Origin of the sequence: Leucobacter sp. cx-42 (assembly GCF_014529985.1) — a bacterium.
Taxonomy (GTDB): domain Bacteria; phylum Actinomycetota; class Actinomycetes; order Actinomycetales; family Microbacteriaceae; genus Leucobacter.
Genome location: NZ_JACVMU010000001.1, coordinates 528,739 through 551,978 on the forward strand (window position 1 = coordinate 528,739; position 23,240 = coordinate 551,978).

The following is a 23,240-nucleotide window of genomic DNA, read 5'->3' on the forward strand; positions in this document are numbered from 1 at the left end:
AGTGAACATCGCCTGAACAGCAAAGATTTCTCCCAGTGATCACGCGGCGCTCGCCCTACGATAAGAACCATGACACCAACCGCGCTTGTACTTCTCTCGGTAGCGCTTGGCGTCATTGCCGGAGCAGCACTCGTGGCCGCAATCACGATTGCCCGTGCAAGCGGACGCAAGCGCGCCGCAGCCATGCGCCCCGAGCTTCCAGTGATTGCGACCTCAATCCTGGACGCGATCGACACCTTCGCGGTCATTCTCGACGCGTCGCTAACGCCCGTCTACGCGAACTCAATCGCGCGAGTTGAACGGTTCGTGAACGCGAACCAACTGCAGAGCCAGTACTTCCTCACACAGGCTCGCAGCGTCCTCACCACAGGTGTGCCGTACACGAAAGAGCCTGACCCGAATGATCCGCACGACACCGTGCGCATTTCGGTCGTGCGGGTGGAAACCAGATTCCTGGTGGTGCTCGCGGAGGATCTTGGCGAGCAGCAGCGCGTAAACGCAATGCGCCGCGATTTCATCGCGAACGTGTCACACGAACTCAAGACACCAATCGCTGCGATCAGTCTGCTGTCAGAAGCAGTACACGAGGCCGCGAACGAGCCAGAACTCGTCAAGAACTTCTCTCAGAGCCTCATCAAGGAGTCCCGTCGGCTTGGCGAGCTGTCACGCGACATCATCCAGCTGTCTGAGGCGCAGTCAACGCTCCGCCCTGAGGACCGCGAAGAGGTGCACCTTGTCGCGCTCGTTGAGCAGCAGGTCGACGCAATTCGCGAGTACGCGGTGCAGAACAACGTTGAGATTACGATGACGGATGTCACGCGCGGATCCGCCAAAGCCGCCGAAGATCCAGTCATCTATGGCCGACCAACGGCGCTCGCATCTGCACTCTCGAACTTGCTCTCGAATGCCGTGCGCTACTCCCCCGAAGGCGGCCACGTTGGCGTGGGAATGTACGTCGACCGCGACAGCTTCCAGGTCTCCGTCACCGATCAGGGTGAGGGCATCTCCACCGAGCATCAGACGCGAATCTTCGAGCGCTTTTACCGCGTCGACAATTCACGCACCCGCCGCGGCGAAGACGGCGGAACAGGCCTTGGCCTCAGCATCGCGCGGCACAGCATGCGCGCGCACGGGGGCGACGTCTCCGTCTGGTCACAGCCGGGCGTTGGCTCAACGTTCACTCTCACTTTCCCGGTCCACAAGGGTCGCGCGAAAGACAAGCAGGCAAAGCGCCTCAAACTTGCCAAACGAATTGTGAAGGGAGAATCAGCGTGAACGCACACATTCTCTTGGTTGAAGACGAACCATCGATCTCGACTCCGCTCGCATTCCTGCTCGAGCGCGAGGGATACCGCGTCACCGTCGTCGACGACGGCGCAGAGGCGGTGCGCGCATTCGCTGCCGAGCCCGCAGACCTCGTGCTCCTCGACCTCATGCTCCCCTCGCTCCCTGGCACCGAGGTGTGCCGAGAGATCCGTCAGACTTCGCAGGTGCCGATCATCATGCTCACTGCAAAGGACAGCGAAATCGACATCGTCGTCGGCCTCGAGCTTGGCGCAGACGACTACGTCACGAAGCCCTACTCGAGCCGTGAATTGCTCGCTCGCGTGCGGGCGGCAGTGAGGCGCGGATCCGCCCCCACTCCCGCAGCAGAACCCGAACCCGCGGGCGACGCGATCATTGAAGAACACGGCATCAGGCTCGACATCGACCGGCACGCGGTGTCGGTGCGCGGATCAGAGGTCACCATGCCGCTGCGCGAGTTTGAGCTCCTCGAAATGCTCATGCGGCACGCAGGGCGCGTGCTCACGCGCGGTCAGCTCATCGACCGTGTCTGGGGCAGCAACTACTTCGGCGACACGAAGACACTCGACGTACACATCAAGCGTGTGCGCGCGAAGGTCGAAGAAGAGCCGGGATCGCCCAAGCTCATCTCGACCGTACGCGGGGTTGGCTACCGCTTCGGGTGATCGGGTGTTCTCGGTGCTAGGCCCAAGGGTGCGCCGGCCTTGGCGAAACCCTGCGACTCGGCCCGGTTTTAACTCAACCCCACGTGACACGCGCAAAGCACTTCGCGGAGTCTCCATAGCGCCTCACGCCAGCGCCAGCCCACCTCACATTCGAGGAAGCCGCTCCGAACCGGCTATTGGGCGGCTCGTCTGGGCTTGAATGCACAGAGCACGCGGCGCGCGCACCCTCTCTTCGCAGTGCCCGCTTGCGGTCGGCCAGGTCTGGGCAGGGAACGTGCGGCCGCGCCAGGCAACGGGCTGCCAAGCCAGGCAACGGAAAAGCGCCCCGCTCTTTCGAGCGAGGCGCTTTACACATGCAGACCGTGTCTGCAACGGGGCTGACCCCGACAGGATTACTCCGCTGCGGGAGCCTCTGCCTTTGCATCTGCCTTATCAGCAGCGTCCTTGTCAGCAGCGTCTGCGTCTTCCTCGTTCACGGCAATGCCGGTCGCGGGGAGAACGTACGCCTGGTACTCCTTGATGGTGCCGTCGAGAACGGGCACGTTGTGCTCAACCTCTGCACCGCCGTTGACCGAGAAGTATGCCTTCACGGTCGAACCAGCGATAGCGTCGATCGAAACAAGCTGAACGCTTGCAGGAACCTCGGGGTTACCGAAGAGCTCCTGGCCTTCTTCAAGCTCGAAGGTTGCGGTCGATGATGCCGAACCATCAACAACGAACTTGACCGTCAGCGTCGCAGGAGCGCCAGTGTTGTTCACCGAGCCGAAGACGATGTTCTGGTTTTCGCCGGTCTCGTCAGCAACGAGGATCATGTTGCGAACGTCAACGCCGTCAGCCGACACCGTGATGCCGTCGCTGGGCGCGTAGGGATCAACGGTAGCCACCGGTGCAATGAGGCTGCAGCCGGTTGCACCGAGTGCGAGGCCAGCTGCGAGTGCGATCGATGCGGCAATCCGAATCTTCAAAGGGTTCCTCCGAGCCGTAGGTTCCACGCCCGCTTGTAGTTCCGGGGCGACAGTTTGATTTTATCTTACCGACATGCGCATATCAGGCGCAGCTTAGGTTCACCTAAGTCTATAGCCATGGCTGTGGTATTCTAGTCGTTGGACTGAAGAAGGAGTGACTCAATGCAATTTGAGGTTGGAGAGACGGTTGTCTACCCCCACCACGGCGCAGCCAAGATCATTGAGGCAAGGACGCGCAAGATCGGCGGCGAAGAAAAGCTCTTCCTGAAGCTGCAGGTCGACCAGGGCGACCTGACGATCGAGGTTCCCGCAGAGAACTGCGACCTCGTCGGCGTTCGTGACGTTATCGACAAGGACGGCCTTGAGCAGGTATTCGAGGTGCTTCGCACCCCGTTCACCGAGGAGCCGACTAACTGGTCGCGTCGTTTCAAGGCGAACACCGAGAAGCTTGCTTCGGGTGACGTCATCAAGGTTTCCGAGGTTGTTCGCGACCTCTGGCGCCGCGATCAGGAAGTAAAGTCGCTGTCTGCTGGCGAGAAGCGAATGCTCGCTAAGGCACGTCAGATTCTCGTTTCGGAGCTCGCGCTCGCTGAGAAGACTGATGAAGATAAGGCTTCGGAGCTTCTCGACGAGGTTCTTGCTTCCTAAGTTTAGGTTTGGGGCGCACCCGATAACAGGTGCAAGCCACACGCCAAACACTTTTGGCGCACGCGTCTAACACGCACACATTTCATGGCCTCCAGGTCGCCGTCACCGGTAACCTGGGGGCCATGAGCGTTCTCAACAATGAACAGGCGGCGAGCGGTGCTACGCCGCACGAATTGCCCACACTTGGGGCCGTACTCGTCGGCGCCGGGCGCGGCGAGCGTCTTGGCATGGACGTGCCGAAGGCATTCGTTGAGCTCCACGGCCGACCACTCATCGAGTTCGGCATGAGCGTCATCACGTCGCTCCCCCACGCTGGTCACCTCGTAGTGGTAGTCCCTGAGGCCTATGCGGCTCAGACCCTCGAGATGGCCCAGAAGATTCTCCCCGCAAACTCGAACTGGCAGATTTCGGTCCAGCCCGGCGGCCGTGAGCGTCACGAGTCCGTCCGTTTTGGCCTTGCTGCCCTCCCAGAGAGCATTGAGACAGTTCTCGTGCACGATGCTGCACGCCCGTTCGCGAGTGTCACACTCTTCGATCGCGTGATTGCCGAAGTGCAACGCACTGGCGAGGCTGTTGTTCCTGCACTCCCAGTCGTCGACACACTCAAGCGCGTTGATGCGAATGGAGTGGTGCACGAAACCGTCGATCGCAGCACGCTTGTCGCGGTCCAGACGCCCCAGGGTTTCCCCTTTGAGACGCTCTCAGCTGCGCATGAAACCGCGCAGCTGCAGGGGTCAGATCCGCGCAACGCATCCCTCCCAACGGATGACGCGGAGGTCGTCCAGCGCAATGGTGGCGCCGTGCGCACCGTGCTGGGCGAACAGCGCGCACACAAGCTCACAACCAAGGCAGACCTGGCGGTGCTCGAGCACTTCCTTGCCGCAAACATCGACGCAGTAGAGGTGAGCGAATGACCGCGCAGAGCTTCCCCGACATTCGTGTCGGCAATGGATTCGACGTGCACGCGTACGATTCCGAGTCGCCGCTGCGACTTGCCGGTATTGATTGGCCGGGCGAGCCCGGGCTTTCTGGTCACAGCGATGGCGATGCCGTCTGCCATGCGGTCGTTGATGCGCTGCTGTCCGCGGCCGGCCTCGGCGACATTGGCGGTCTCGTCGGTGTAGATCTTCCTGGCACCGAAAACGCAGCGAGCACCGGCTTCGTGCAGCTCGCACTCGAACAACTTGCAGCCGAGGGTTGGAAACCCGTAAACGTCACCGTGCAGGTCGTCGGCAACCGGCCAAAGTTCTCCCCCCGCCGTGAGGAAGCCCAGCGAGTCATGTCAGAACTCGTAGGCGCCCCTGTGAGCCTCTCAGCGACAACCACCGACCGTCTGGGCTTCACCGGCCGCGGCGAGGGCCTCGCGGCCATTGCGACAGCGCTTATCATGCGCTGACGCGATCCGCGCCCTGATCCGCGCCCTGATCCGCGCCCCACGTTCGCGACAGGCACCGCGCGCCAAACAACCGAAAGCGGCCCCCAGGAATATTCCCGGGGGCCGCTTTCGTGTCAGCAGTTAGTTTGCGAAGCTACCAACGAGGCGCACAGCGCCGCCGTTGACGCCCTTCGCGCCCTGCTCAAAGCCGGTGAAGTCACGCTCCGAGGTCGAAATCTTGCCAGCAACCCAGGTGTCGAGGCCCTGCGCGGTGAGTGCAGCAGCAACCTGGGTTGCGCGTGCTTCCTCAACGACAGCGAACATGCCAACGCCGAGGTTCCATGCGCCCTCAAGCGACTCGAGGGTATGACCGCCAAGATCAGCAAGGTGACGGAATACGGGGAGCGGTGACCAGGTCGAACGCTCGAGCTCAACCCACGAGCCAACTGGCAGCACACGTGCGAGGTTCGCGGCAATACCGCCACCGGTGACGTGGCTGAGCGAGTGAATCGCGCCGTCGAGCGAGGGGTCCTCGAGCACCTTCAGCAGCGGGCCGGTGTACAGCGCGGTCGGGGTGAGGAGCGCCTCACCGTAGGTCGCACCGAGCTCGTTCGAATGATCGTTGTAGCCGATGCCCTTTTCCGAAAGGATGTGACGAACGAGTGAGTAGCCGTTCGAGTGGATGCCCGAAGCGCCCATTGCGAGGACGACGTCACCATCACGGACGAGGCCTGCGTGGAGCATGCGATCCGCCTCGACGACACCGGTCGCTGCGCCTGCAACGTCGTAGTCATCGGGACCGAGGAGACCGGGGTGCTCAGCGGTTTCGCCGCCAACGAGTGCGGTGCCGGTTGCGGCACACGCCTCTGCAATACCGCGAACGATATCTGCGATGCGCTCGGGAACAACCTTGCCGCACGCAATGTAGTCAGTCATGAAGAGGGGCTTTGCACCCACCACGACGATGTCATCGACAACCATTGCGACCAGGTCCTGGCCGATGGTGTCGTGCTTGTCGATCGCCTGCGCGATCGCAACCTTGGTGCCAACGCCGTCAGTCGACGACGCGAGCAGGGGCTTCTTGTAGCCCAGCAGGGCAGAGGCGTCGAACATGCCGGCGAAACCGCCAACACCACCAACTACCTCGGGGCCGTGCGTCTTGGAGACAGCGGCCTTCATAAGTTCGACGGCAAGGTCGCCCGCCGCGGTATCTACTCCGGACTGCGCATAGATCGATGACTGTTCGCTCACACCACAAGCGTACCCTGCTCAGCTGGTGGTGTGAGAAACTAGATAAGTTAGGCCGCGCTCCCGCCGCACGCGAGGAGCATCGGCGCTCACCACAATTGAAATCACAGGGAGCAACACACCACTATGTGCGGCATTGTCGGAATCGTCTCTTCGGAGCCAGCCAACCAGCAGATCTATGATGCGCTCCTGCTTCTGCAGCACCGCGGTCAGGACTCGACTGGCATCACGACGCTTGAAGATACGTTCTTCCACTCGGTTAAGGCCAAGGGCCAGGTACGCGAGGGCTTCCGCACCCGCGACATGCGCCACCTCATTGGCAACATGGGCGTTGGTCACGTGCGCTACGCGACCAAGGGCGACGCAAACCGCGAAGAAGAGGCGCAGCCCTTCTACGTGAACGCTCCTTACGGCATCACGCTTGTGCACAACGGTAACCTCACGAACACTCGCGAGCTCACCGAAGAGCTGTACAACGTAGACCGCCGTCACCTCAACACGCACTCGGACACCGAGCTGCTGCTCAACGTTCTCGCAAACGAGCTGCAGTCGAGCATCCGCGGCACTGAGCTCTCGCCTGAGCAGCTCTTCGAGGCCGTCGAGAACGTGTACAAGCGCGTCGAGGGCTCGTACGCAACCATCGCGCTCATCGCAGGTTACGGCCTCGTGGCATTCCGCGACCCGAAGGGCATTCGTCCCCTCGTGCTCGGCCGCCGCACCGACGAAAACGGCCAGGACGACTGGGTGGTCGCTTCTGAGTCGCTCGTGCTCGAATCTGGTGGATTCGAAATCGTCCGCGATGTCGCTCCGGGCGAGGCGATCATGATTACGCCCGAGGGCAAGCTCTTCTCACGCCAGTGCGTCGAGAACGCAGAGCTCGTTCCCTGCGCGTTCGAGTACATCTACCTCGCACGTCCCGACTCGGTGCTCAGCGGCATCTCGGTATACGACGCACGCCTCCGCCTCGGCAACGTGCTCGCAGAGCAGATCCGCGCAGAACTCCCGAACCTCGACATCGATGTCGTCATGCCGATTCCTGACTCGGCTCGTCCGAGCGCAATGCAGGTCGCGCAGAAGCTCGGTATCGAATACCGTGAGGGCTTCTTCAAGAACCGCTACGTCGGCCGTACCTTCATCATGCCCGGCCAGGCAGTGCGCAAGCGCAGCGTGCGCCAGAAGCTCAACGCCATGGGCATTGAGTTCAAGGGCAAGAACGTGCTTCTCGTTGACGACTCGATCGTTCGCGGCACGACCTCTCGCGAGATCGTCGACATGGCTCGCGCGGCAGGCGCGAAGTCGGTGACGTTCGCGTCGGCGGCTCCCCCCGTGCTGTTCCCCCACGTCTACGGCATCAACATGCCGTCGCGTAAGGAGCTCATCGCTCACGGCCGCACCACGGCTGAGATCGCCGCTGAGATTGGCGCGGATCACCTCGTCTTCCAGACCGTCGAAGGCATGAACCGTGCCATCCTCGACGGCCAGACCGAGGTCAAGCGTCTCGAAGAGAGCTGCTTCACTGGCGAGTACATCGCTGGCAACATCGACGAGGCCTACCTCGCTTGGGTTGAGGCAACTCAGGAGAGCTAGCCTCTATGCAGTAAGGCCCGGTCAGGAATTCCTGACCGGGCCTTACTGTTTTGGTGCGAATTTCTCGGCACTCACCGTTGAGTTCGAGATGCACAAAAGGCGCATGCGCCGAAAGCACATGCGCCGCGCGCAGAGAAACTACTTAGCTTCGTCCTTCTTATCGCTGTCGGCCGACTCGCTCTTCGCTGCGTCGTCCTTCGGGGAGTCTTCGGTGTTGCTCGCAACTTCCTTCTTCAGGATGCGCATCGACTGGCCGAGGCTCTTCGCGAGGCCGGGAAGCTTCGGTGCACCAAACAACAGCACGATAATAAAGAGAATGACGATCAGGTGAGCGCCAGACAGGTTACCGATCATTACGGTGTTCTCCGATCATTACAAGTTCGTTCATTATGGCACGCAAGGCCATGTGCCGGATAGTAAGACCGGCTCCCCGTGCGTGATTATTGCACGTCAGACTGGATAGCAACTGCGGTGCCCTTGCGACGCTTCGCAGCCAGGTTCAGCAGGATGCTGATAATGCCGCCAACGCACAGGCCAGCCGCAGCACCAATCATTGCCATGAATCCCATGATCTGAGCAAGCGTGTAGTGCTGCTCAGGGTTTACGGGGAAGAACACGCACGCAAGTGCTGCGAGCAAGCCGCCAAGTACAGCGAACACGACCAGAATGCGGCCGTAGCGAACCGAGCGAACGATCTCTACGTTCTGCTTCGTCTCAGTCACGATCGGTTCATGCTCAGCCTCTGGCTGGGCCATCTCCGGCTGAGTCGCTGCAGGCTGGGCTGCCGCGGGCTGGGCCGCTGCAGGCTGGGCGGACTCAGGCTGCGCCACCTCGGGCAGCGCCTGCTCGGAAGCGGTCGGTTCAGTACTCGACGTCGTCATGGTTGCTATTCTCTCAGGTTCCGCTGAACGTGCAGTTCAGGCCTGCCGAAGTGTGGATGAGTGGGTATGCGATCCGCGTCCCAGCGATTGTGAACAACGCTCGAAATGCCGGGCCAGCGTTGCTCACAAGCGAATGATGGGAAGAAGTTGGCGAATGTCCGCGCGGGATCCGGACGCACGAACGCTGCCAGCAGCGACCGCCGCATCCCAAGTCAGTGACCCGAGCGCAAGGCCAAGCCAGGTGTCGACGTCCATTTCGATGACATTTGGGGGCGTCCCGCGGGTGTGCTGCGGACCCTCGATGCATTGCACCGCACCAAACGGTGGCACGCGGACCTCGACGGTATGTCCAGGGGCAAGCTCCCCGAGCTCTTCCAGCAGGAAGCGCACTGCGGTCGCACGCACCGTACGCGCCGATTCACCCGCCCGCACCTCACGGCACGCAGAAAGTCCGTCAGCCACTGAGATTCGCCGTTTTGCCATACCCCCAGCCTACAAACTCACAGGCTGCCGAAAATGGTGTGCCGCCCGGGTATCCTGTTGAGGTGAAGATTCTCGTACTGGGCCCGGGTGCCCGTGAACACGCCATCGTCCTTGCTCTGCTCGCTGAACAGGCCGAGCACGAGATCGTTTGCGCGCCCGGCAATGCTGGCATCGCGGCAAGCGGTGTCGAGGTTGCAGAGCTTTCGTACACCGATCCCGCTGCGGTTTCGGCATTCGTCGCTGAGCGCGGCTTCGACCTCGTTGTCGTCGGCCCCGAGGCGCCGCTTGTTGCTGGTGTGGCGGATCCGCTGCGCGCCGCAGGCGTTCCCGTCTTCGGCCCCGACGCAGCTGCTGCGCAGCTCGAAGGTTCGAAGGCATTCGCGAAGCGCATCATGGACGAGGCAAACGTGCCCACCGGCCGTGCTGCACGCGTCGCATCGGCTGAGGAAGCCGGCGCAGTGCTCGACGAGTTCGGCGCTCCCTACGTGGTGAAGGCCGACGGCCTTGCTGCTGGTAAGGGTGTGCTCGTCACCGAAGACCGCGACGCAGCCATCGAGCACGTCGCAACCTGGGCACCCCACGGTGAGGTGCTTGTTGAGGAGTTCCTCGACGGCCAGGAGGTCTCACTCTTCTTCTTCGCGGACGGCGAGAACGTTGTTCCGCTCACCCCCGCACAGGACTACAAGCGCATCTTCGATGGCGACGAGGGTCCCAACACCGGCGGCATGGGCGCATACTCGCCCCTCCCCTGGCTGCCGGGTGGCGACGCTGCCTTCATCCAGGAGATCACCGAGACTGTCGCGCTGCCGACCGTTCGCCAGCTCGCTGCTGAGGGCACCCCGTTCAAGGGCCTGCTCTACTGCGGTCTGATCGTGACTGCCAAGGGCATTCGCGTCATCGAGTTCAACGCACGCTTCGGTGACCCCGAGACCCAGGTCGTGCTCGCACGCCTGACCTCGCCGCTCAGCCGTTACCTGCTCGCTTCGGCACAGGGCACGCTTGCTGAAGTTCCGGCGCCCGAGTTCTCCGACGAGCCCGCAGTCATCGTCGTCGTCGCGAGCGAGGGCTACCCCGGCACCGTCGTTTCGGGTCGCCCCATCGCAGGCATCACCGAGGCCGGCCAGGTTGCAGGCGCCGGCGAAGGCGTACACCTCGTACACGCGGCAACCGCGCGCACCGAAGACGGCGGCTGGGTTGCTACCGGCGGCCGCGTACTCGGCGTTGTTGCACGTGGTGAGTCGTTCGCGGCTGCGCGCGAGCGCGCGTACGATGCGGTCGGCAAGCTTTCGCTCGAGGGCTCGCAGCACCGCACCGACATCGCTGCACGCGTCGCGTAAGTAGGACGCTGCGGGCTGGTCCCCGGTGCGGGGCCCGCCGGCAGCGGGTAAGTCCTGGCTCAGGCCGGGATTTGACCTCGTCTTGAAATCGACCGTCGTCAGCACGAATTCTTTGGTTTTCGTGCTGACGACGGTCGATTTTCAGTTTTGAGGGGCTCGCTGTTGCCGTCAATATGCAATCCGCCGTAGATATGCCAAATTGCGCCGCAAACAGCATATTGACGGCCGATTACATATCTACGGCAAGTCGAGGACGCCCGGTTCTAGATCGAGGGCGCCCGGTTTTCGATTTGGGCCAGTGTTGTTTCGCTTCGGTATTGGATCGCACCTTCGGTAAGACGAAATCGGCGTGAACCGTCTTACCGAAGGCGCGATTCGCTACCTAGGCGAAATTTTCGGTGGCCGGCTCAGTTGCAGGGGCGGGCTTTGCAGTCGCAGCGTCGTCGGCCGCGGCAGGGGCAGACGCGGGCAGCGCCTCGATGAGGTAGCGGAGCAACGCACTCCAGCCTTCCAGGGAAGCCGAAGCGCGAGCCGCGCCGTTCGGGAGCTTATCGAAGCCAGTCTCGGTTACGGTCACACTCGTGCCGCCGTCGAACGCACGCAGCGTAATGAGCACCGCGGTTTCAGTTTCATCACCGCGCTCGCGCCAACGGAATCCGATCGCGTGGCCGACTGAGCACACATCAACGGTGCCGAAGGCATCGCGGCCAACCGCCGCGTCGCCCTCTCCCTCGCTCCACTGCTCGGTCACCTCGGCACCGAGTTCAGCGGTGAGTACGAGATCAGACCACCAGGTTTCACGCTTCACAGCGTCGGCAATGAAGCTCCACACCAGCTCGCGAGGGGCAACAGTACGGGTTCGAGCTACGACTGGACCCAAAGGAATCATGTTGCACACTCCGTACTATTTCGGCCGTTGAAGCGTCAATTTTGACACTCGAAGCCTGGCTATTTGGTGATGCTTTGATGGTAGCCGGGACCACTGACATCGCAGACGCGCCTTGCCGTGTCGTGGGGAGGCTGGGCGGATCCGCGCCCCGTACAGCAGACAGATATCCACAGCACGCAGTTCCCATGTCGCGACGACCCCGCGCTAATGGGACAATAGACCGGTGACTACGCAGACGCTCCCCGCACCGCTTCCCCTCGAGGGCTGGACCCACATCTATTCGGGCAAGGTCCGTGACCTGTACGTGCCCGCAGGAGAGACCGCAGAGGCTTCGCCCTACCTGCTGGTCGTGGCATCGAACCGCGTGAGCGCGTTTGATTTCGTTCTCGAGCCCCCGATTCCGGGTAAGGGTGCGTTGCTCACAGCTCTGTCGAACTGGTGGTTCTCGGAGATCGACATGCCGAACCACCTCGCTTCTGGCGAGGACGTTCCGGCGATTCCCGCTGAGGTCGCAGACCGTGCGGTCGTGAGCCGCCGACTTGAGATGTACCCGATCGAGTGCGTCGTGCGCGGTGCGCTGACCGGCTCGGGCTACAAGGAGTACCTCGAGACCGGTGCTGTCTGCGGCATCGAGCTTCCCGCTGGCCTCACCGATGGTGATCTGCTCGCGGAGCCGATCTACACGCCCGCTTACAAGGCGCCATTCGGCGAGCACGACGAAAACATCACGTACGAGCGCTCGGTTGAGATCGTTGGCGAAGAAGTGGCGTCCGCGCTGCGTAAGGCCTCGCTTGAGATCTTCACCGCCGCGCGTGAGCTGGCTGCAGAACGCGGAGTCGTGCTGGCAGATACCAAGTTCGAGTTTGGACGCGATCCGCGCACCGGCGAGTTGGTACTTGCTGACGAAGTACTGACGAGCGATTCCTCGCGTTACTGGGACGCTGCGGTGTACGCAGATGAGGCGCTCACGGGCGCGGATCGCCTGTCGTCGTTCGACAAGCAGATCGTACGCAACTGGCTCGCAGCCAGCTGGGACAAGCAGGGCACCCCTCCTGAGCTCCCAGAAAGCATCGTTTCGCAGACGCACGATCGGTACCGCGAGCTGTACGTACGCGTAACCGGAAACGATCCGCAGAACGCTTAGATTTACGCTCTAGCCGAGGCGTGGGAAATGCTCCCGAAAATATCCGGCTAAACTATTCACAGACTGTTTCGCTTGCGAGTTGGAGGCTCTCCTTGCCCACGATTGTTGTTGATGTCATGCCTAAGGCCGAACTGCTCGACCCCCAGGGCAAGGCAACCACCGGTGCGTTGAACCGCCTCGGCCACGGCAAGTTCCAGAACGTTCGCATTGGCAAGCGTTTTGAATTCACCGTTGACGGCCCCGTCACCGACGAAGTTCTTGCTGAGGTTCGTCAGGTAGCTGACGAGATCCTCTCGAACTCGGTTATCGAAGATGTCATCGCGATCAGCGTTGACGGCGAGGCACGTTAATAATGACCGCTCGTATTGGCGTCGTTACTTTCCCCGGCTCGCTTGATGACCGCGACGCACAGCGCGCGGTTCGCGTTGCCGGCGCAGAGGTTGTGCCCCTGTGGCACGCCGATCACGACCTGAAGAACGTTGATGCCATCGTTCTTCCCGGTGGCTTCAGCTACGGCGACTACCTGCGCGCAGGTGCGATCGCTGCGGTTTCGCCGATCATGACCGACATCATCGATGCTGCGAACAAGGGCATGCCCGTTCTCGGTATCTGCAACGGTTTCCAGGTGCTCGTTGAGTCGCACCTGCTCCCCGGCGGCCTGATCCGTAACGCACACCAGCAGTTCATCCGCCGCGACCAGCGCATCGTCGTTGAGAACGCGTCGACCGCGTGGACCAACGAGTACACGCAGGGCGAGACCATCACGATCCCGCTCAAGAACGCTGACGGTGGCTACATTGCCAACGAAGAGACCCGCAAGCAGCTCGAGGGCGATGGTCTCATCGCTTTCCGCTACGCAGAGATCAACCCCAACGGTTCGATCGATGACATTGCAGGCATCACCAACGCTCGCGGCAACGTGGTCGGCCTCATGCCGCACCCCGAGCACGCGATCGAGGCTGGCTTCGGTCCTGACATGCCCGACGCAATGCGTTCGGGTGAAGACGGCATCCGCTTCTTCACGAGCGTTCTGCGCTCGCTCGCTCAGATCTAAGATCTTGCGTTAGCCGGGCTTGCTCGGTTACTTACCTCGGCCCGTTAGTCCTCTTCGGAGGGCTAGCGGGCCGAGGTTTTTGTTGCCTGACAGCCCGAGGCAGCCCTTCGAGAAGCGGTGCTTCTGCCGAGATGGACCGTTTCTCCGTGTAGAAAGTGGGTGTTTCGGGAGAATCGGGCATTTTCGCGGGGTTGGGCACGTCCCAGGTCGGGCGGCCACGAAGCGAGCGACTGTTACACGTTGAACCCGTAGGAGATCACGAAGCGCTGCTCGCCCTGCTCAAAGATTTCGAAGTCCCGCTCAGGGATGCGGTGGTACCCAAGACGCTCGTAGAGTCGCTGAGCGCCAGGCATGTGCGAGCCGGTGTGGAGCACAATGCGGCGCAGACCGCGCTCGCGCGCAACGTCTGCGCAGTACGCGAGGATGTGTCGCGCAACCCCACGCCCACGTGCAGCGTGCGCAACACCGAGCAGGCGAATATCCAGCTCATCGGCTGCGGTGTCGTCCTGCAGACGTTCACCAGGGAACGGGAGGGTGATGGTGCCGAGCAGCTCACCCGAGGCACGATCGACCGCAACCATCACCGCGGAGGTCTCGTCACGCTCACCGGTTCGTTGCATCTGTGAAAGATATCCCTCGGGCAGATCGTAGTCCTGCTCGTTCGCCTCGCGCAGGAATCGACCTACGGGCTCATATTCTTCGGCAGCAATACGGCGGATCAGGGGAGCTTCATTCACGTGAGGATTCTACGCGAAATAGATCAGCGCCCTGTGTGGAGCCTCGAAATGAAGCTACACACAGGGCGCTGATTGGAATCGTCGGCTGGGATCAGACGGGCCGGATGACCTGACGGCGCGGATCCTAGCGACAGCAACTCATTGGCTAGTGCTTACGCTGCTGAGCCGAGAAGTCAGGCTGACCGTCGGGGCCAATCGGCAGCGGGCTGCCATCTGCATAGCGCGGCCAGGGCAGCAGGCCATCTGGCGCAGACGCCTGGCGTTCGACCTCAAGTTCGATAGCAACAGCTGCAACGTGAGCGGTCGGGGCAACCGGTTCCGATTCAACCGCTGGCGTCGTTGGCGCTGCGAAGCTGGGCGCTGCGGGTGCCGCAGGAGCAGCTGGCTGGACAGGAACCGCAGGCAGCACGGGTGCGCCTGGGATCACCTGCGCGACGGGCACGGCGGGAACACCTGGAATGCCAGCCTGCTGTGCCTGAGCCGCGCGGTATGCAGCTGCCTGCTGCTGCGCGAAGTGCTGCGCCTCGAACGCCTGCTGACGGCGACGTGCACGCTCATCCGAGCTGTACGCCCAGCGAAGCAGCAGCGTCACAGACAGGCCGAGAGCGGTGAGGATGAGAATCGAGACTGCGATCCGCCAGTACAGATCGGGAATCGAAAGGCCGAAAGCTTCGACGCCGAGCGGAGCAGTGAACATGATGCCCGAGAGCACTGCGAGCGCACTCGAGATGAATGCAAAGCGAAGGACGGTTTCGCCTGCGCGATCCGCCACGGTCATCAGCACCTCGCTCAGGATGAGCACCAGGCGGACGACGAAGATGACGATCAACGACTTCCAGAAGAACTCCATGAGCAGGAGCGAGTGGTTCGGCGTCATCCAGATCACAGCGAGCAAAATCGCGAGAATGTATGAGTTTGCGATGAGCGCCACGGGTGCATACCACTCGGCAACTCGGTGACGTGACGTGTCAACCGCGGTGAATACCGAGAAGATGACGAACAGCAAGAACGTCGCAAACACGCGCTCGAACTTGGCATCGATCTGGTCAACAAACAGCATGACGATCGCCAACAGAGTGATGACGATAAGCATTCCGATGCTTACCTTCAAGAAACCAGACAGCTTGCGCGGCTCGGTTTCCGACTTTGCACGCGTGCGGCGCTGCGGGCTCGCCGGTGCGGGAGACTGCTGCTGGCTCACCGTCTCTGACGGCTGCGGAGTGTTCGTATCGGTCATATCTCCAGTCTTGCGTGGCCAGATGCAAAAAGCTACATATACGCAATTTTTCGCCGTTCTCAGGCGCGTCACAGCGCGAGTTTCACAGCGGGTCCACGGAACCTCTCAAGGCAGGTAGACTGGTCTATGGAGCTCTCTTTCGAGCCGCCCGATCCACATTCGACAAACGGAGCAATTCGAGCGTGACTGACCTTTCTGCCGTTCCCGGCCATCATCCTGACACCGTCGCAGATGCGATTGCCACCCCTGAGAAAGAGCAGCCTTACGCGGCGCTTGGCCTCAAGCCGGACGAGTACGAGATGATCCGTGAGATCCTCGGCCGCCGCCCAACTTCGGGCGAGCTCGCAATGTACTCCGTCATGTGGTCCGAGCACTGCTCGTACAAGTCGTCGAAGAAGTACCTTCGTCAGTTTGGCCAGAAGGTCAACGACAAGATGAAGGAAAACCTGCTCGTCGGCATGGGCGAAAACGCAGGCGTCGTCAACATTGGCGAGGGCTGGGCCGTCACCTTCAAGGTGGAGAGCCACAACCACCCCTCGTACATCGAGCCCTTCCAGGGTGCTGCGACCGGCGTCGGCGGCATCATCCGTGACATCATCTCGATGGGCGCTCGCCCCGTTGCAGTCATGGACCAGCTTCGCTTCGGCGACATCGATGATCCCGACACCGCACGCGTTGTGCACGGCGTTGTCTCGGGTATCTCGTCTTACGCAAACTGCCTCGGCCTGCCGAACATCGGCGGCGAGACCGTCTTCGACAAGGTCTACCAGCAGAACCCCCTCGTGAACGCGATGGGCGTCGGCGTACTTCGCCACGAAGACCTCCACACCGCAAACGCTTCGGGCCTCGGCAATAAGGTCGTACTCTTCGGTGCACGCACCGGTGGCGACGGCATCGGTGGCGCATCGATACTCGCTTCGGACAGCTTCGAAGAGGGCGGCCCCACCAAGCGTCCCGCAGTCCAGGTCGGCGACCCCTTCGCTGAGAAGGTACTCATCGAGTGCTGCCTCGAGATGTTCCAGGGTGAGCTCGTTGAGGGCATCCAGGACCTCGGTGCTGCAGGCATCTCGTGCGCAACCTCGGAGCTCGCAGCAAACGGCGACGGTGGCATGTTCATCGAGCTCGACAGCGTACTCCTGCGCGACCCCTCGCTCACCGCTGAGGAGATCCTCATGTCGGAGAGCCAGGAGCGCATGATGGCAATCGTCGCGCCCGAGAAGCTCGACGCGTTCCTCGCAGTCGCACAGAAGTGGGACGTTGAGACCAGCGTGCTCGGTGAAGTCACCGACACCAACCGACTCATCATCAACTGGCGCGGCGAAGAGATCGTGAACGTCGATCCCTCGACCGTTGCTGTCGACGGCCCGGTGTACGACCGCCCCGTCGCGTACCCCACCTGGATCGACGCGCTCCAGGCAGACACCGCTGCAACGCTCCCCCGCGCAGCAGACAACGATGCACTGCGCGAGCAGCTCATCGCAGTCGCAGCATCGCCGAACCAGGCTGATGTTTCGTGGATCACGAACCAGTACGACTACTACGTTGGCGGCAACACCGCTCTCGCATTCCCCGATGGCGCTGGCATGATCCGCGTTGACGAGGAGTCGGGCCTCGGCGTCGCGTTCTCGACCGATGCAAACGGCCGTTACTGCCAGCTCGATCCCTTCGCAGGTGCACAGCTCGCACTCGCAGAGGCATACCGTAACGTCGCAACTTCGGGTGCAGTTCCTGCTGCAGTCACCGACTGCCTGAACATGGGCAGCCCGGAAGACCCCGAGGTCATGTGGCAGTTCTCGCAGGTCGTCGAAGGCCTCTCGGACGCTTGCCTCGAGCTCGAGGTTCCCGTCACCGGCGGTAACGTCTCAATGTACAACCAGACCGCTGGCAGCCCGATCCACCCGACCCCGGTCGTTGGCGTCATGGGCATCATCGACGACGTGGCACGCCGCGTTCCGTCGGGCTGGCAGGATCAGGGCGAGCACCTCTACCTCCTCGGCACCACCCGCACCGAGCTCGACGGCTCGGCATGGGCTGGCACCATCCACGATCACCTCGGCGGCAAGCCCCCCGTTGTTGATCTCGGTGTAGAGCGTCGCCTTGCTGAGCTGTTGCACGCTGCATCGCAGGGTGGCATCCTCTCGGCTGCTGTTGACCTCTCGGAGGGTGGCCTCGCACAGGCACTCACCGACGGTGCACTCCGCTTCGGTGTTGGCGCTCGCGTCTGGATCGAAGAGATCATCGAGCGCGATGGCGTCGACGCAACCGCTGCACTCTTCTCGGAGTCGCAGGGCCGCGTGCTCGTCGCTGTCCCCCACGAGGAAGACGTCAAGTTCCGTGGCCTCTGCGCAGGTCGCGACTTCCCCGTGCTCCGCATCGGTGTCACCGACCTCGCAGGCGCAGACGCTGCCCTCGAGGTTCAGGACCGCTTCACGCTGCCGCTCGCTGAGCTCGGCGGCGCAGTTCGCGCAACGCTCCCCGAGCGTTTCGGCGCGACGATCGGCTAATTACTGATGACCAGCTAGCTCGCTAGCCGGCGCATTGCGGCGAGGCCCCTGCTCATTTCGGTGAGTGGGGGCCTCGTTGTTTTTGTTGGCGGATCGCTGCTGCGCGGTCCGTGCTCCGCCCCAACCCCGCGAAAAGGATAGTTTCCCTCGAAAACAGGGGTTTCAGCGCGTAGAAACTACCGGTTTCGGGGGAAAAGGGATGCTTCGCGGGGTTTGCGGGGCACGAGAGCGCCTATTGCCCCGATTCTTTCGCTTTCATACGGCGAAGCCTGTGTTCAAGCTTTACGCGCCTTGGGTGGAGCCTCGCGAATGACATGAGGTACTTTGCAGTCACCCTGCCTACTTCTACGAGGTCAGGCAGGTTTTGTGCGGTCAGTTCATCATTAATGGTCTTGGCATCTTCGCCCTCTAAGCCGTCAATGATCTCTCTAGCCGCGACAATTTCGGTGCGGTTATACGGGTGGTTTTGCAATTCAGCCAGAGCCGCGTCAAGCTCGGCTTGAATTCTTTGCTGGCGGTCGCGATGTCTTGAAGCCATGTGGATCAGCCTTCCGGGGCAGTCGGTGCAGGTTGCTTTCCAAACTCCCACTGTGCTGCAGGCGCCACAAGGGCTTGCGGCAATGTGCTTCACCGCTGATGCGTGTTGGCAGTAGCCGCAGCCTGCCTCGCACCGGCCGCTCTGCCAAATCCTTCGAAATCAGGTACAGTGAAAGAAGGTTCTGATCCGAACCACGGGACGACGGTCAAGTACCCCGACAGCGACAAGACTTGCCACAGGAGGTAAGCGTGCTCGCTTGGATCATTCTCATCATTTCTGGCGCCTTCGAGGCCGTCTGGGCTACCGCTCTCGGCAAGTCCGAGGGCTTTACGAAGCTCTGGCCGTCGGTTGTCTTCGGCGTCGCTGTGGTCATCAGCATGGGCGGTCTTGCCTTTGCGCTGCGTGAGATTCCGACCGGTACCGGCTATGCGGTATGGGTCGCTATTGGCGCATCGCTGACGGTAATTTACGGCATGATCACCGGTGCTGAGCAGGCAAGCCTGCTCAAGATTCTGCTGCTGCTCGGCATCGTGGCGTGCGTGATCGGTCTGAAGCTCGTGAGCGATCACGAGTCGGCCGCAGCGCTGCCGATGGTCTAATTGCCGCTGACTGAGTCGTCGAGCAAACTCGCGACGCGGGCGCGGATCTCCTGCTGCAATTCCTCAATCGACCGTGATGCGTCGAGCTTGAGGAAGCGGCTGGGATCCGCGTCTGCCTGCGCACGGAAGGCAGCGCGCACGGCCTCGTGGAACTCGATGGCTTCGGCCTCGAGGCGATCCGCCGCTCCCCCGCGCTCACGGCGGCGCTCAGCCGCAGTCTCAGCGTCGATGTCGAGAAGTACGGTCAGCTCGGGCCACAGCCCGACGGCTGCCCACTCGCTGATGCGGCGGACGTCTTCGACGTCGAGCACGCGGCCAGCGCCCTGGTACGCGAGCGAGGAATCGATGTAGCGATCCTGCACGACGGCAGCCCCACGGGCAATGGCAGGCCGGACAACCTGGGCGACGTGCTGTGCGCGATCCGCCGCATAGAGCAACGCCTCAGCGCGCGGATCGATCTCACCAATCTCGTCCCCACCGTGCAGGAGGAGACGGCGTACCTCGGCGCCGAGCGGCGTCGCGCCCGGCTCGAAGGTGCGCACGACCTCCTGGCCGCGCTCGGTGAGCCACTCCTCGAGGAGGCGAACCTGCGTGGTCTTACCCGCGCCGTCGCCGCCCTCGAAGGTGATGAATACTCCGCGCACTCTGCCGGTGCCTTACTCTGCTGCGGCTGCCTCGGCAGCCTTCTTCGCAGCGTTTGCCTTGCGGGTCTCTGCTGCCTTCTTCGCAGCAGCGGATCGCGCAGGGTCAACGGCCTTCTTGGCCGCGCCGGTCTTCGCTGCAGCGGTCTTCTTCGCGGCAGGCTTCTTGGCAGCAGCCTTCTTCGCGGGCGCCTTCTTCTTCGCGGGGCCCTTGGCTCGCTTGATCGCGAGCAGCTCGGCCGCGCGTTCGAAGGTGATGTCCTCAACGCTGTCGCCGCGGGGAATCGTCGCGTTGGTCTCACCGTCGGTCACGTACGGACCGAAACGGCCGTCCTTGACTTTGATGGGCTTGCCGCTGACGGGATCCGCCTCGAATTCCTTGAGGGCAGCCGAAGCCTTGCGAGCGCCGTACTTGGGTTGTGCGAAGAGCTCCTGTGCGCCAGCGAGATCGATCGTGAAGATCGCATCCTCGCTCGTGAGCGAACGGGTGTCGGTGCCCTTCTTGAGGTAGGGGCCGTAGCGACCGTTCTGCGCGGTGATTTCGGCGCCGGACTCCGCATCTGCACCAACCACGCGCGGCAGCTCCAGGAGCGCCACTGCGGTGTCGAGATCGACAGTCGCGGGGTCCATGCTCTTGAAGAGCGACGCGGTGCGCGGCTTCTCGCCCTTGGGCAGCTCTTCGTCGTCGTTCGGGATCTCCTGAACGTACGGTCCGAAGCGGCCGTTCTTGGCGATGATGCGCTTGCCGGTCTGAGGATGCAAGCCGACGACGCGATCCTCTGCGGGCTCAGCATCGGCGAGCTCGTGTGCCTTTGCTGGCGTGAGCTCATCTGGTGCCATACCGTCAGGAATGTTGACGCTGCGGGGCTTCAGCTCACCGTTCTCGTCAACCTCGCTCTTCTCGTCGAAGACCTCGAGGTAGGGACCGTACTTGCCATTACGGAGCGAAATCTGGTCATCGATGCGGATCGTGTTGATCGCGCGCGCATCGATCTCACCGAGGTTGTCGACGACGCCGCGCAGACCCGGGTGATTGTCGCTACCGAAGTAGAACTCCTTGAGCCACTGCTCACGGTCGGTCTTGCCTGCCGCGATCTCATCGAGGTCGCTCTCCATCTCAGCTGTGAAGTCGTAGTTCACGAGCTCTGAGAAGTGGTCTTCGAGGAGGCGGACCACCGAGAAAGCGATCCAGCTTGGCACGAGTGCCTGACCCTGCTTGGTCGCGTAGCCGCGGTCCATGATCGTCGAGATGATTGCCGCGTAGGTCGAAGGACGGCCAACGCCGAGCTCTTCGAGGCGCTTCGTGAGGCTTGCCTCGGTGTAGCGGGGCGGCGGGCTCGTCTGGTGGCCCTTTGCTTCGGGGTGCGCGATGCCGAGGGGCTGCCCCTCGTGCAGCTGCGGCAGCGAAATGTTCGCCTCTGCGTCGCCACGCTTTTCGTCCTTACCTTCTTCATACGCGAGCATGAAGCCGGGGAAGGTGATGACCGTGCCGCTTGCGGTGAACTCTGCGCGGGTCTGTGCACCGTTTTCTGCGAGCGAGACAGCGAGGGTCACGGTATCGGTCGAGCCCTTAGCATCGGCCATCTGGCTTGCGACGGTGCGCTTCCAGATGAGGTCGTAGAGCGCGAACTCGCCCTGGGTGAGCTTGCCCTTGAGCTCGCTCGGACGAGCGAACTTGTCGCCGGCGGGACGAATTGCTTCGTGCGCTTCCTGTGCGCCCTTCGCCTTGCCCGTGTAGACGCGGGGCTTCTCGGGAAGGGTCTGCGCACCGTACAGTTCGGCAGCCTGCGAGCGGGCTGCCGCGATTGCCTGCTGCGAGAGCGTGGGCGAATCGGTACGCATATACGTTATGTAACCGTTCTCGTACAGCGACTGCGCAAACGACATCGTCTGGCGCGAGCTGAAACGGAGCTTACGCGACGCCTCCTGCTGCAGGGTCGAAGTGGTGAACGGTGCTGCGGGACGACGCGTGTGCGGCTTCGTCTCGATCGACGCGACGGTTGCCGACGCGTTCTCGGCTGCAGCTTGCAGCGCGTTGGCGCGCGCCGAGTCGAGGCAAACAACGCCTGCGCGCTGTGCCTTCTCAGACAGCTCACCGTGGTCGGTGAAGTCGCCGCCGGTCGCTACGCGCTTGCCGTCGAGGCGAGCGAGCTTTGCGTCGAACGGAACGCGGTCAACCGCGTCATCGCCAGGCATGAAGCGTGCGGTGAGGCTCCAGTACTCGGAGGTGACGAATGCGAGACGCTCGCGCTCACGATCAACAACGAGACGGGTTGCTGCCGACTGCACGCGGCCAGCGGAAAGCTTGGGAGCGACCTTGCGCCACAGCACGGGCGAAATGTCGTAGCCGTAGAGACGGTCGAGAATACGACGAGTCTCCTGCGCATCGACAAGCGCGTGATCGAGGTCACGAGTGTTCGCTTTTGCCTGTTCAATTGCGTCCTTGGTGATCTCGTGGAACACCATTCGGCGCACGGGAACCTTGGGCTTCAGAACTTCAAGCAGATGCCACGCGATGGCTTCACCCTCGCGGTCCTCATCTGTTGCGAGCCAGAGCTCGTCCGCCTCCTTCAGAGCACGCTTGAGTTCCGAGACCGTCTTCTTCTTGTTGTCGTTGACGACGTAGTACGGTGCGAAACCGTTATCGACGTCAACGGCGAACTTGCCGAAGGGCCCCTTCTTGAGCTCTGCCGGGAGCGCCGAAGGCTCAGCGAGGTCACGGACGTGACCGACCGAAGCGATGACTTCGTAGTCGTCGCCAAGATACCCACCAATGGTTTTTGCTTTGGTCGGTGACTCGACAATGACGAGTTTCTTTGTCTCCCCCACGGGAACCCTCCTGACGACGGCGGTAGGCAGTGCCTGCAAGGCTACGATACACAGCCGGGCTTACGCGACCCTTGACTGGCGTTATTCACACAAGCGCCCCAACAGTGGAGCAGGTCACACACTCTTGCATAGTACTGCTGGTGTAGCTGTGCAAAGAACTTGACCCAGTGCTTTTGCGATTCTCGGGCATTTGCGTCCAGCCAGCACTGCCAACAGAAATGCCTCATTTTGGATGGCCGGAGCGCTCCGAATCGCCGCGGGCCCCGCGAATCACTCCGCTTGGAAAGAACAAACCCGCCTCTCATCTCGAGAAGCGGGAATGTCATATTGATTTCACCATATCTGTAGCAAGATTCTCTGGCAATAAGCTCAGCCCGAATCAAGTAAGTCCGCCTGCAAACCCCGACGACCTCGCCGAACACTGCCGCGGTCCGCTACCTCTATATAAATAACGGAAAAGTTACCTTGTTCACAACGTATACCGCGAGCGAGGCACCGACGACAGCGGCCACAAGTTGGGTAACTTGCTACAGGGTTCGTTCTCGAGGTATCGGCGCCTGGCGGGGAATCTGAG

At 62.1% G+C, this 23,240-nt stretch carries 23 protein-coding genes; 12 read left to right on the forward strand and 11 right to left on the reverse strand.

Translation table 11 applies throughout. The annotated features are described in order from the left end of the window. The first annotated feature begins 69 nt into the window (after nucleotides 1-69). Together ICM05_RS02350 and ICM05_RS02355 are read left to right on the forward strand one after the other, a co-directional pair. A complete protein-coding gene (locus ICM05_RS02350; protein ID WP_188022933.1) occupies nucleotides 70-1,275 on the forward strand; it encodes a cell wall metabolism sensor histidine kinase WalK in 1,206 nt (401 codons plus the stop codon). Continuing rightward, nucleotides 1,272-1,970, forward strand: a complete 699-nt coding sequence (locus ICM05_RS02355; RefSeq protein ID WP_188022934.1) for a response regulator transcription factor — start codon at nucleotides 1,272-1,274, stop codon at nucleotides 1,968-1,970. The genes ICM05_RS02350 and ICM05_RS02355 overlap by 4 nt, the downstream gene beginning before the upstream one ends. A 392-nt stretch (nucleotides 1,971-2,362) precedes the next feature. Here ICM05_RS02355 and ICM05_RS02360 read toward each other — a convergent pair whose 3' ends face one another. Beyond that, nucleotides 2,363-2,935, reverse strand: a complete 573-nt coding sequence (locus tag ICM05_RS02360) for a DNA modification methylase (protein WP_188022935.1) — start codon at nucleotides 2,933-2,935, stop codon at nucleotides 2,363-2,365. A gap of 162 nt (nucleotides 2,936-3,097) precedes the next feature. On the opposite strand from ICM05_RS02360, the gene ICM05_RS02365 reads away from it, so the two are divergent. From ICM05_RS02365 to ispF, 3 genes are all read left to right on the forward strand, one after another. After that, nucleotides 3,098-3,583: a CarD family transcriptional regulator gene (locus ICM05_RS02365; RefSeq protein ID WP_188022936.1), complete on the forward strand. Its 486-nt coding sequence runs from the start codon at nucleotides 3,098-3,100 to the stop codon at nucleotides 3,581-3,583. Nucleotides 3,584-3,705: 122 nt separating this feature from the next. Further along, complete coding sequence (ispD, locus tag ICM05_RS02370; RefSeq protein WP_188022937.1) at nucleotides 3,706-4,497, forward strand: 2-C-methyl-D-erythritol 4-phosphate cytidylyltransferase; 792 nt, start codon at nucleotides 3,706-3,708, stop codon at nucleotides 4,495-4,497. After that, entirely contained in the window at nucleotides 4,494-4,979 is a 486-nt protein-coding gene (ispF, locus tag ICM05_RS02375) for a 2-C-methyl-D-erythritol 2,4-cyclodiphosphate synthase (protein ID WP_188022938.1), read from the forward strand. The genes ispD and ispF overlap by 4 nt, the downstream gene beginning before the upstream one ends. Before the next feature lie 120 nt (nucleotides 4,980-5,099). Here the strand turns inward: ispF and purM are convergent, their stop codons facing one another. Next, nucleotides 5,100-6,209 carry a phosphoribosylformylglycinamidine cyclo-ligase gene (gene purM / locus ICM05_RS02380; protein WP_188022939.1) on the reverse strand — a complete coding sequence of 370 codons (1,110 nt, stop codon included), beginning with the start codon at nucleotides 6,207-6,209 and terminating at the stop codon, nucleotides 5,100-5,102. 123 nt (nucleotides 6,210-6,332) lie between these two features. Here purM and purF point away from each other — a divergent pair, with 123 nt between their 5' ends. Beyond that, nucleotides 6,333-7,793: an amidophosphoribosyltransferase gene (gene purF, locus ICM05_RS02385; protein ID WP_188022940.1), complete on the forward strand. Its 1,461-nt coding sequence runs from the start codon at nucleotides 6,333-6,335 to the stop codon at nucleotides 7,791-7,793. A 138-nt stretch (nucleotides 7,794-7,931) separates the two neighbouring features. On the opposite strand, the gene tatA is transcribed toward purF, so the two are convergent. From tatA to ICM05_RS02400, 3 genes are all read right to left on the reverse strand, one after another. Continuing rightward, the gene (gene tatA / locus ICM05_RS02390) at nucleotides 7,932-8,147 is read right to left on the reverse strand and encodes a twin-arginine translocase TatA/TatE family subunit (RefSeq protein ID WP_188022941.1); all 216 of its coding nucleotides are present in this window, start codon (nucleotides 8,145-8,147) and stop codon (nucleotides 7,932-7,934) included. An 86-nt stretch (nucleotides 8,148-8,233) separates the two neighbouring features. Then, nucleotides 8,234-8,674 (reverse strand): hypothetical protein, encoded by a 441-nt coding sequence (locus ICM05_RS02395; protein WP_188022942.1) that lies wholly within the window; start codon nucleotides 8,672-8,674, stop codon nucleotides 8,234-8,236. Nucleotides 8,675-8,797: 123 nt separating this feature from the next. Continuing rightward, the gene (locus ICM05_RS02400; RefSeq protein ID WP_188022943.1) at nucleotides 8,798-9,157 is read right to left on the reverse strand and encodes a sterol carrier family protein; all 360 of its coding nucleotides are present in this window, start codon (nucleotides 9,155-9,157) and stop codon (nucleotides 8,798-8,800) included. Between the two features lie 62 nt (nucleotides 9,158-9,219). Here ICM05_RS02400 and purD point away from each other — a divergent pair, with 62 nt between their 5' ends. Continuing rightward, nucleotides 9,220-10,494, forward strand: a complete 1,275-nt coding sequence (gene purD / locus ICM05_RS02405) for a phosphoribosylamine--glycine ligase (RefSeq protein ID WP_188022944.1) — start codon at nucleotides 9,220-9,222, stop codon at nucleotides 10,492-10,494. A 382-nt stretch (nucleotides 10,495-10,876) separates the two neighbouring features. Here purD and ICM05_RS02410 read toward each other — a convergent pair whose 3' ends face one another. After that, on the reverse strand, nucleotides 10,877-11,383 hold the full coding sequence (locus ICM05_RS02410) for an SRPBCC domain-containing protein (protein WP_188022945.1): 507 nt from the start codon (nucleotides 11,381-11,383) through the stop codon (nucleotides 10,877-10,879). Between the two features lie 223 nt (nucleotides 11,384-11,606). Between ICM05_RS02410 and ICM05_RS02415 the strand changes: the two genes are divergently transcribed. The 3 genes from ICM05_RS02415 to purQ all read left to right on the forward strand — a co-directional run bounded on the left by ICM05_RS02415 (nucleotide 11,607) and on the right by purQ (nucleotide 13,581). Next, on the forward strand, nucleotides 11,607-12,527 hold the full coding sequence (locus tag ICM05_RS02415; protein ID WP_188022946.1) for a phosphoribosylaminoimidazolesuccinocarboxamide synthase: 921 nt from the start codon (nucleotides 11,607-11,609) through the stop codon (nucleotides 12,525-12,527). A 92-nt stretch (nucleotides 12,528-12,619) separates the two neighbouring features. Beyond that, nucleotides 12,620-12,877: a phosphoribosylformylglycinamidine synthase subunit PurS gene (gene purS, locus ICM05_RS02420; RefSeq protein WP_188022947.1), complete on the forward strand. Its 258-nt coding sequence runs from the start codon at nucleotides 12,620-12,622 to the stop codon at nucleotides 12,875-12,877. A gap of 2 nt (nucleotides 12,878-12,879) precedes the next feature. After that, entirely contained in the window at nucleotides 12,880-13,581 is a 702-nt protein-coding gene (gene purQ / locus ICM05_RS02425; protein WP_188022948.1) for a phosphoribosylformylglycinamidine synthase subunit PurQ, read from the forward strand. Between the two features lie 233 nt (nucleotides 13,582-13,814). Here the strand turns inward: purQ and ICM05_RS02430 are convergent, their stop codons facing one another. Next, nucleotides 13,815-14,318 carry a GNAT family N-acetyltransferase gene (locus tag ICM05_RS02430; protein ID WP_188022949.1) on the reverse strand — a complete coding sequence of 168 codons (504 nt, stop codon included), beginning with the start codon at nucleotides 14,316-14,318 and terminating at the stop codon, nucleotides 13,815-13,817. Between the two features lie 145 nt (nucleotides 14,319-14,463). Continuing rightward, nucleotides 14,464-15,555, reverse strand: a complete 1,092-nt coding sequence (locus ICM05_RS02435) for a hypothetical protein (protein WP_188022950.1) — start codon at nucleotides 15,553-15,555, stop codon at nucleotides 14,464-14,466. A gap of 182 nt (nucleotides 15,556-15,737) precedes the next feature. Between ICM05_RS02435 and purL the strand changes: the two genes are divergently transcribed. Then, the gene (gene purL, locus ICM05_RS02440) at nucleotides 15,738-18,059 is read left to right on the forward strand and encodes a phosphoribosylformylglycinamidine synthase subunit PurL (protein ID WP_188022951.1); all 2,322 of its coding nucleotides are present in this window, start codon (nucleotides 15,738-15,740) and stop codon (nucleotides 18,057-18,059) included. 232 nt (nucleotides 18,060-18,291) lie between these two features. On the opposite strand, the gene ICM05_RS02445 is transcribed toward purL, so the two are convergent. Next, nucleotides 18,292-18,597: a hypothetical protein gene (locus tag ICM05_RS02445; protein ID WP_188022952.1), complete on the reverse strand. Its 306-nt coding sequence runs from the start codon at nucleotides 18,595-18,597 to the stop codon at nucleotides 18,292-18,294. A gap of 248 nt (nucleotides 18,598-18,845) precedes the next feature. Here ICM05_RS02445 and ICM05_RS02450 point away from each other — a divergent pair, with 248 nt between their 5' ends. Then, on the forward strand, nucleotides 18,846-19,196 hold the full coding sequence (locus tag ICM05_RS02450) for a multidrug efflux SMR transporter (protein WP_188022953.1): 351 nt from the start codon (nucleotides 18,846-18,848) through the stop codon (nucleotides 19,194-19,196). Here ICM05_RS02450 and tmk read toward each other — a convergent pair. Beyond that, on the reverse strand, nucleotides 19,193-19,840 hold the full coding sequence (gene tmk, locus ICM05_RS02455; RefSeq protein WP_188022954.1) for a dTMP kinase: 648 nt from the start codon (nucleotides 19,838-19,840) through the stop codon (nucleotides 19,193-19,195). The two genes, ICM05_RS02450 and tmk, sit on opposite strands and share 4 nt — an antisense overlap. 12 nt (nucleotides 19,841-19,852) lie before the next feature. Next, entirely contained in the window at nucleotides 19,853-22,666 is a 2,814-nt protein-coding gene (gene topA, locus ICM05_RS02460; RefSeq protein WP_188022955.1) for a type I DNA topoisomerase, read from the reverse strand. Between the last annotated feature and the right edge of the window lie 574 nt (nucleotides 22,667-23,240).

What these genes read in the sequence shown, in the direction of transcription:
- ICM05_RS02350 (WP_188022933.1), top strand. Translation starts at nt 70, where the DNA reads ATGACACCAACCGCGCTTGTACTTCTCTCGGTAGCGCTTGGCGTCATT.
- ICM05_RS02365 (WP_188022936.1), top strand. Translation starts at nt 3,098, where the DNA reads ATGCAATTTGAGGTTGGAGAGACGGTTGTCTACCCCCACCACGGCGCA.
- ispD (WP_188022937.1), top strand. Translation starts at nt 3,706, where the DNA reads ATGAGCGTTCTCAACAATGAACAGGCGGCGAGCGGTGCTACGCCGCAC.
- ispF (WP_188022938.1), top strand. Translation starts at nt 4,494, where the DNA reads ATGACCGCGCAGAGCTTCCCCGACATTCGTGTCGGCAATGGATTCGAC.
- purF (WP_188022940.1), top strand. Translation starts at nt 6,333, where the DNA reads ATGTGCGGCATTGTCGGAATCGTCTCTTCGGAGCCAGCCAACCAGCAG.
- tatA (WP_188022941.1), bottom strand. Translation starts at nt 8,147, where the DNA reads ATGATCGGTAACCTGTCTGGCGCTCACCTGATCGTCATTCTCTTTATT.
- ICM05_RS02395 (WP_188022942.1), bottom strand. Translation starts at nt 8,674, where the DNA reads ATGACGACGTCGAGTACTGAACCGACCGCTTCCGAGCAGGCGCTGCCC.
- ICM05_RS02400 (WP_188022943.1), bottom strand. Translation starts at nt 9,157, where the DNA reads ATGGCAAAACGGCGAATCTCAGTGGCTGACGGACTTTCTGCGTGCCGT.
- ICM05_RS02410 (WP_188022945.1), bottom strand. Translation starts at nt 11,383, where the DNA reads ATGATTCCTTTGGGTCCAGTCGTAGCTCGAACCCGTACTGTTGCCCCT.
- purQ (WP_188022948.1), top strand. Translation starts at nt 12,880, where the DNA reads ATGACCGCTCGTATTGGCGTCGTTACTTTCCCCGGCTCGCTTGATGAC.
- ICM05_RS02435 (WP_188022950.1), bottom strand. Translation starts at nt 15,555, where the DNA reads ATGACCGATACGAACACTCCGCAGCCGTCAGAGACGGTGAGCCAGCAG.
- ICM05_RS02445 (WP_188022952.1), bottom strand. Translation starts at nt 18,597, where the DNA reads ATGGCTTCAAGACATCGCGACCGCCAGCAAAGAATTCAAGCCGAGCTT.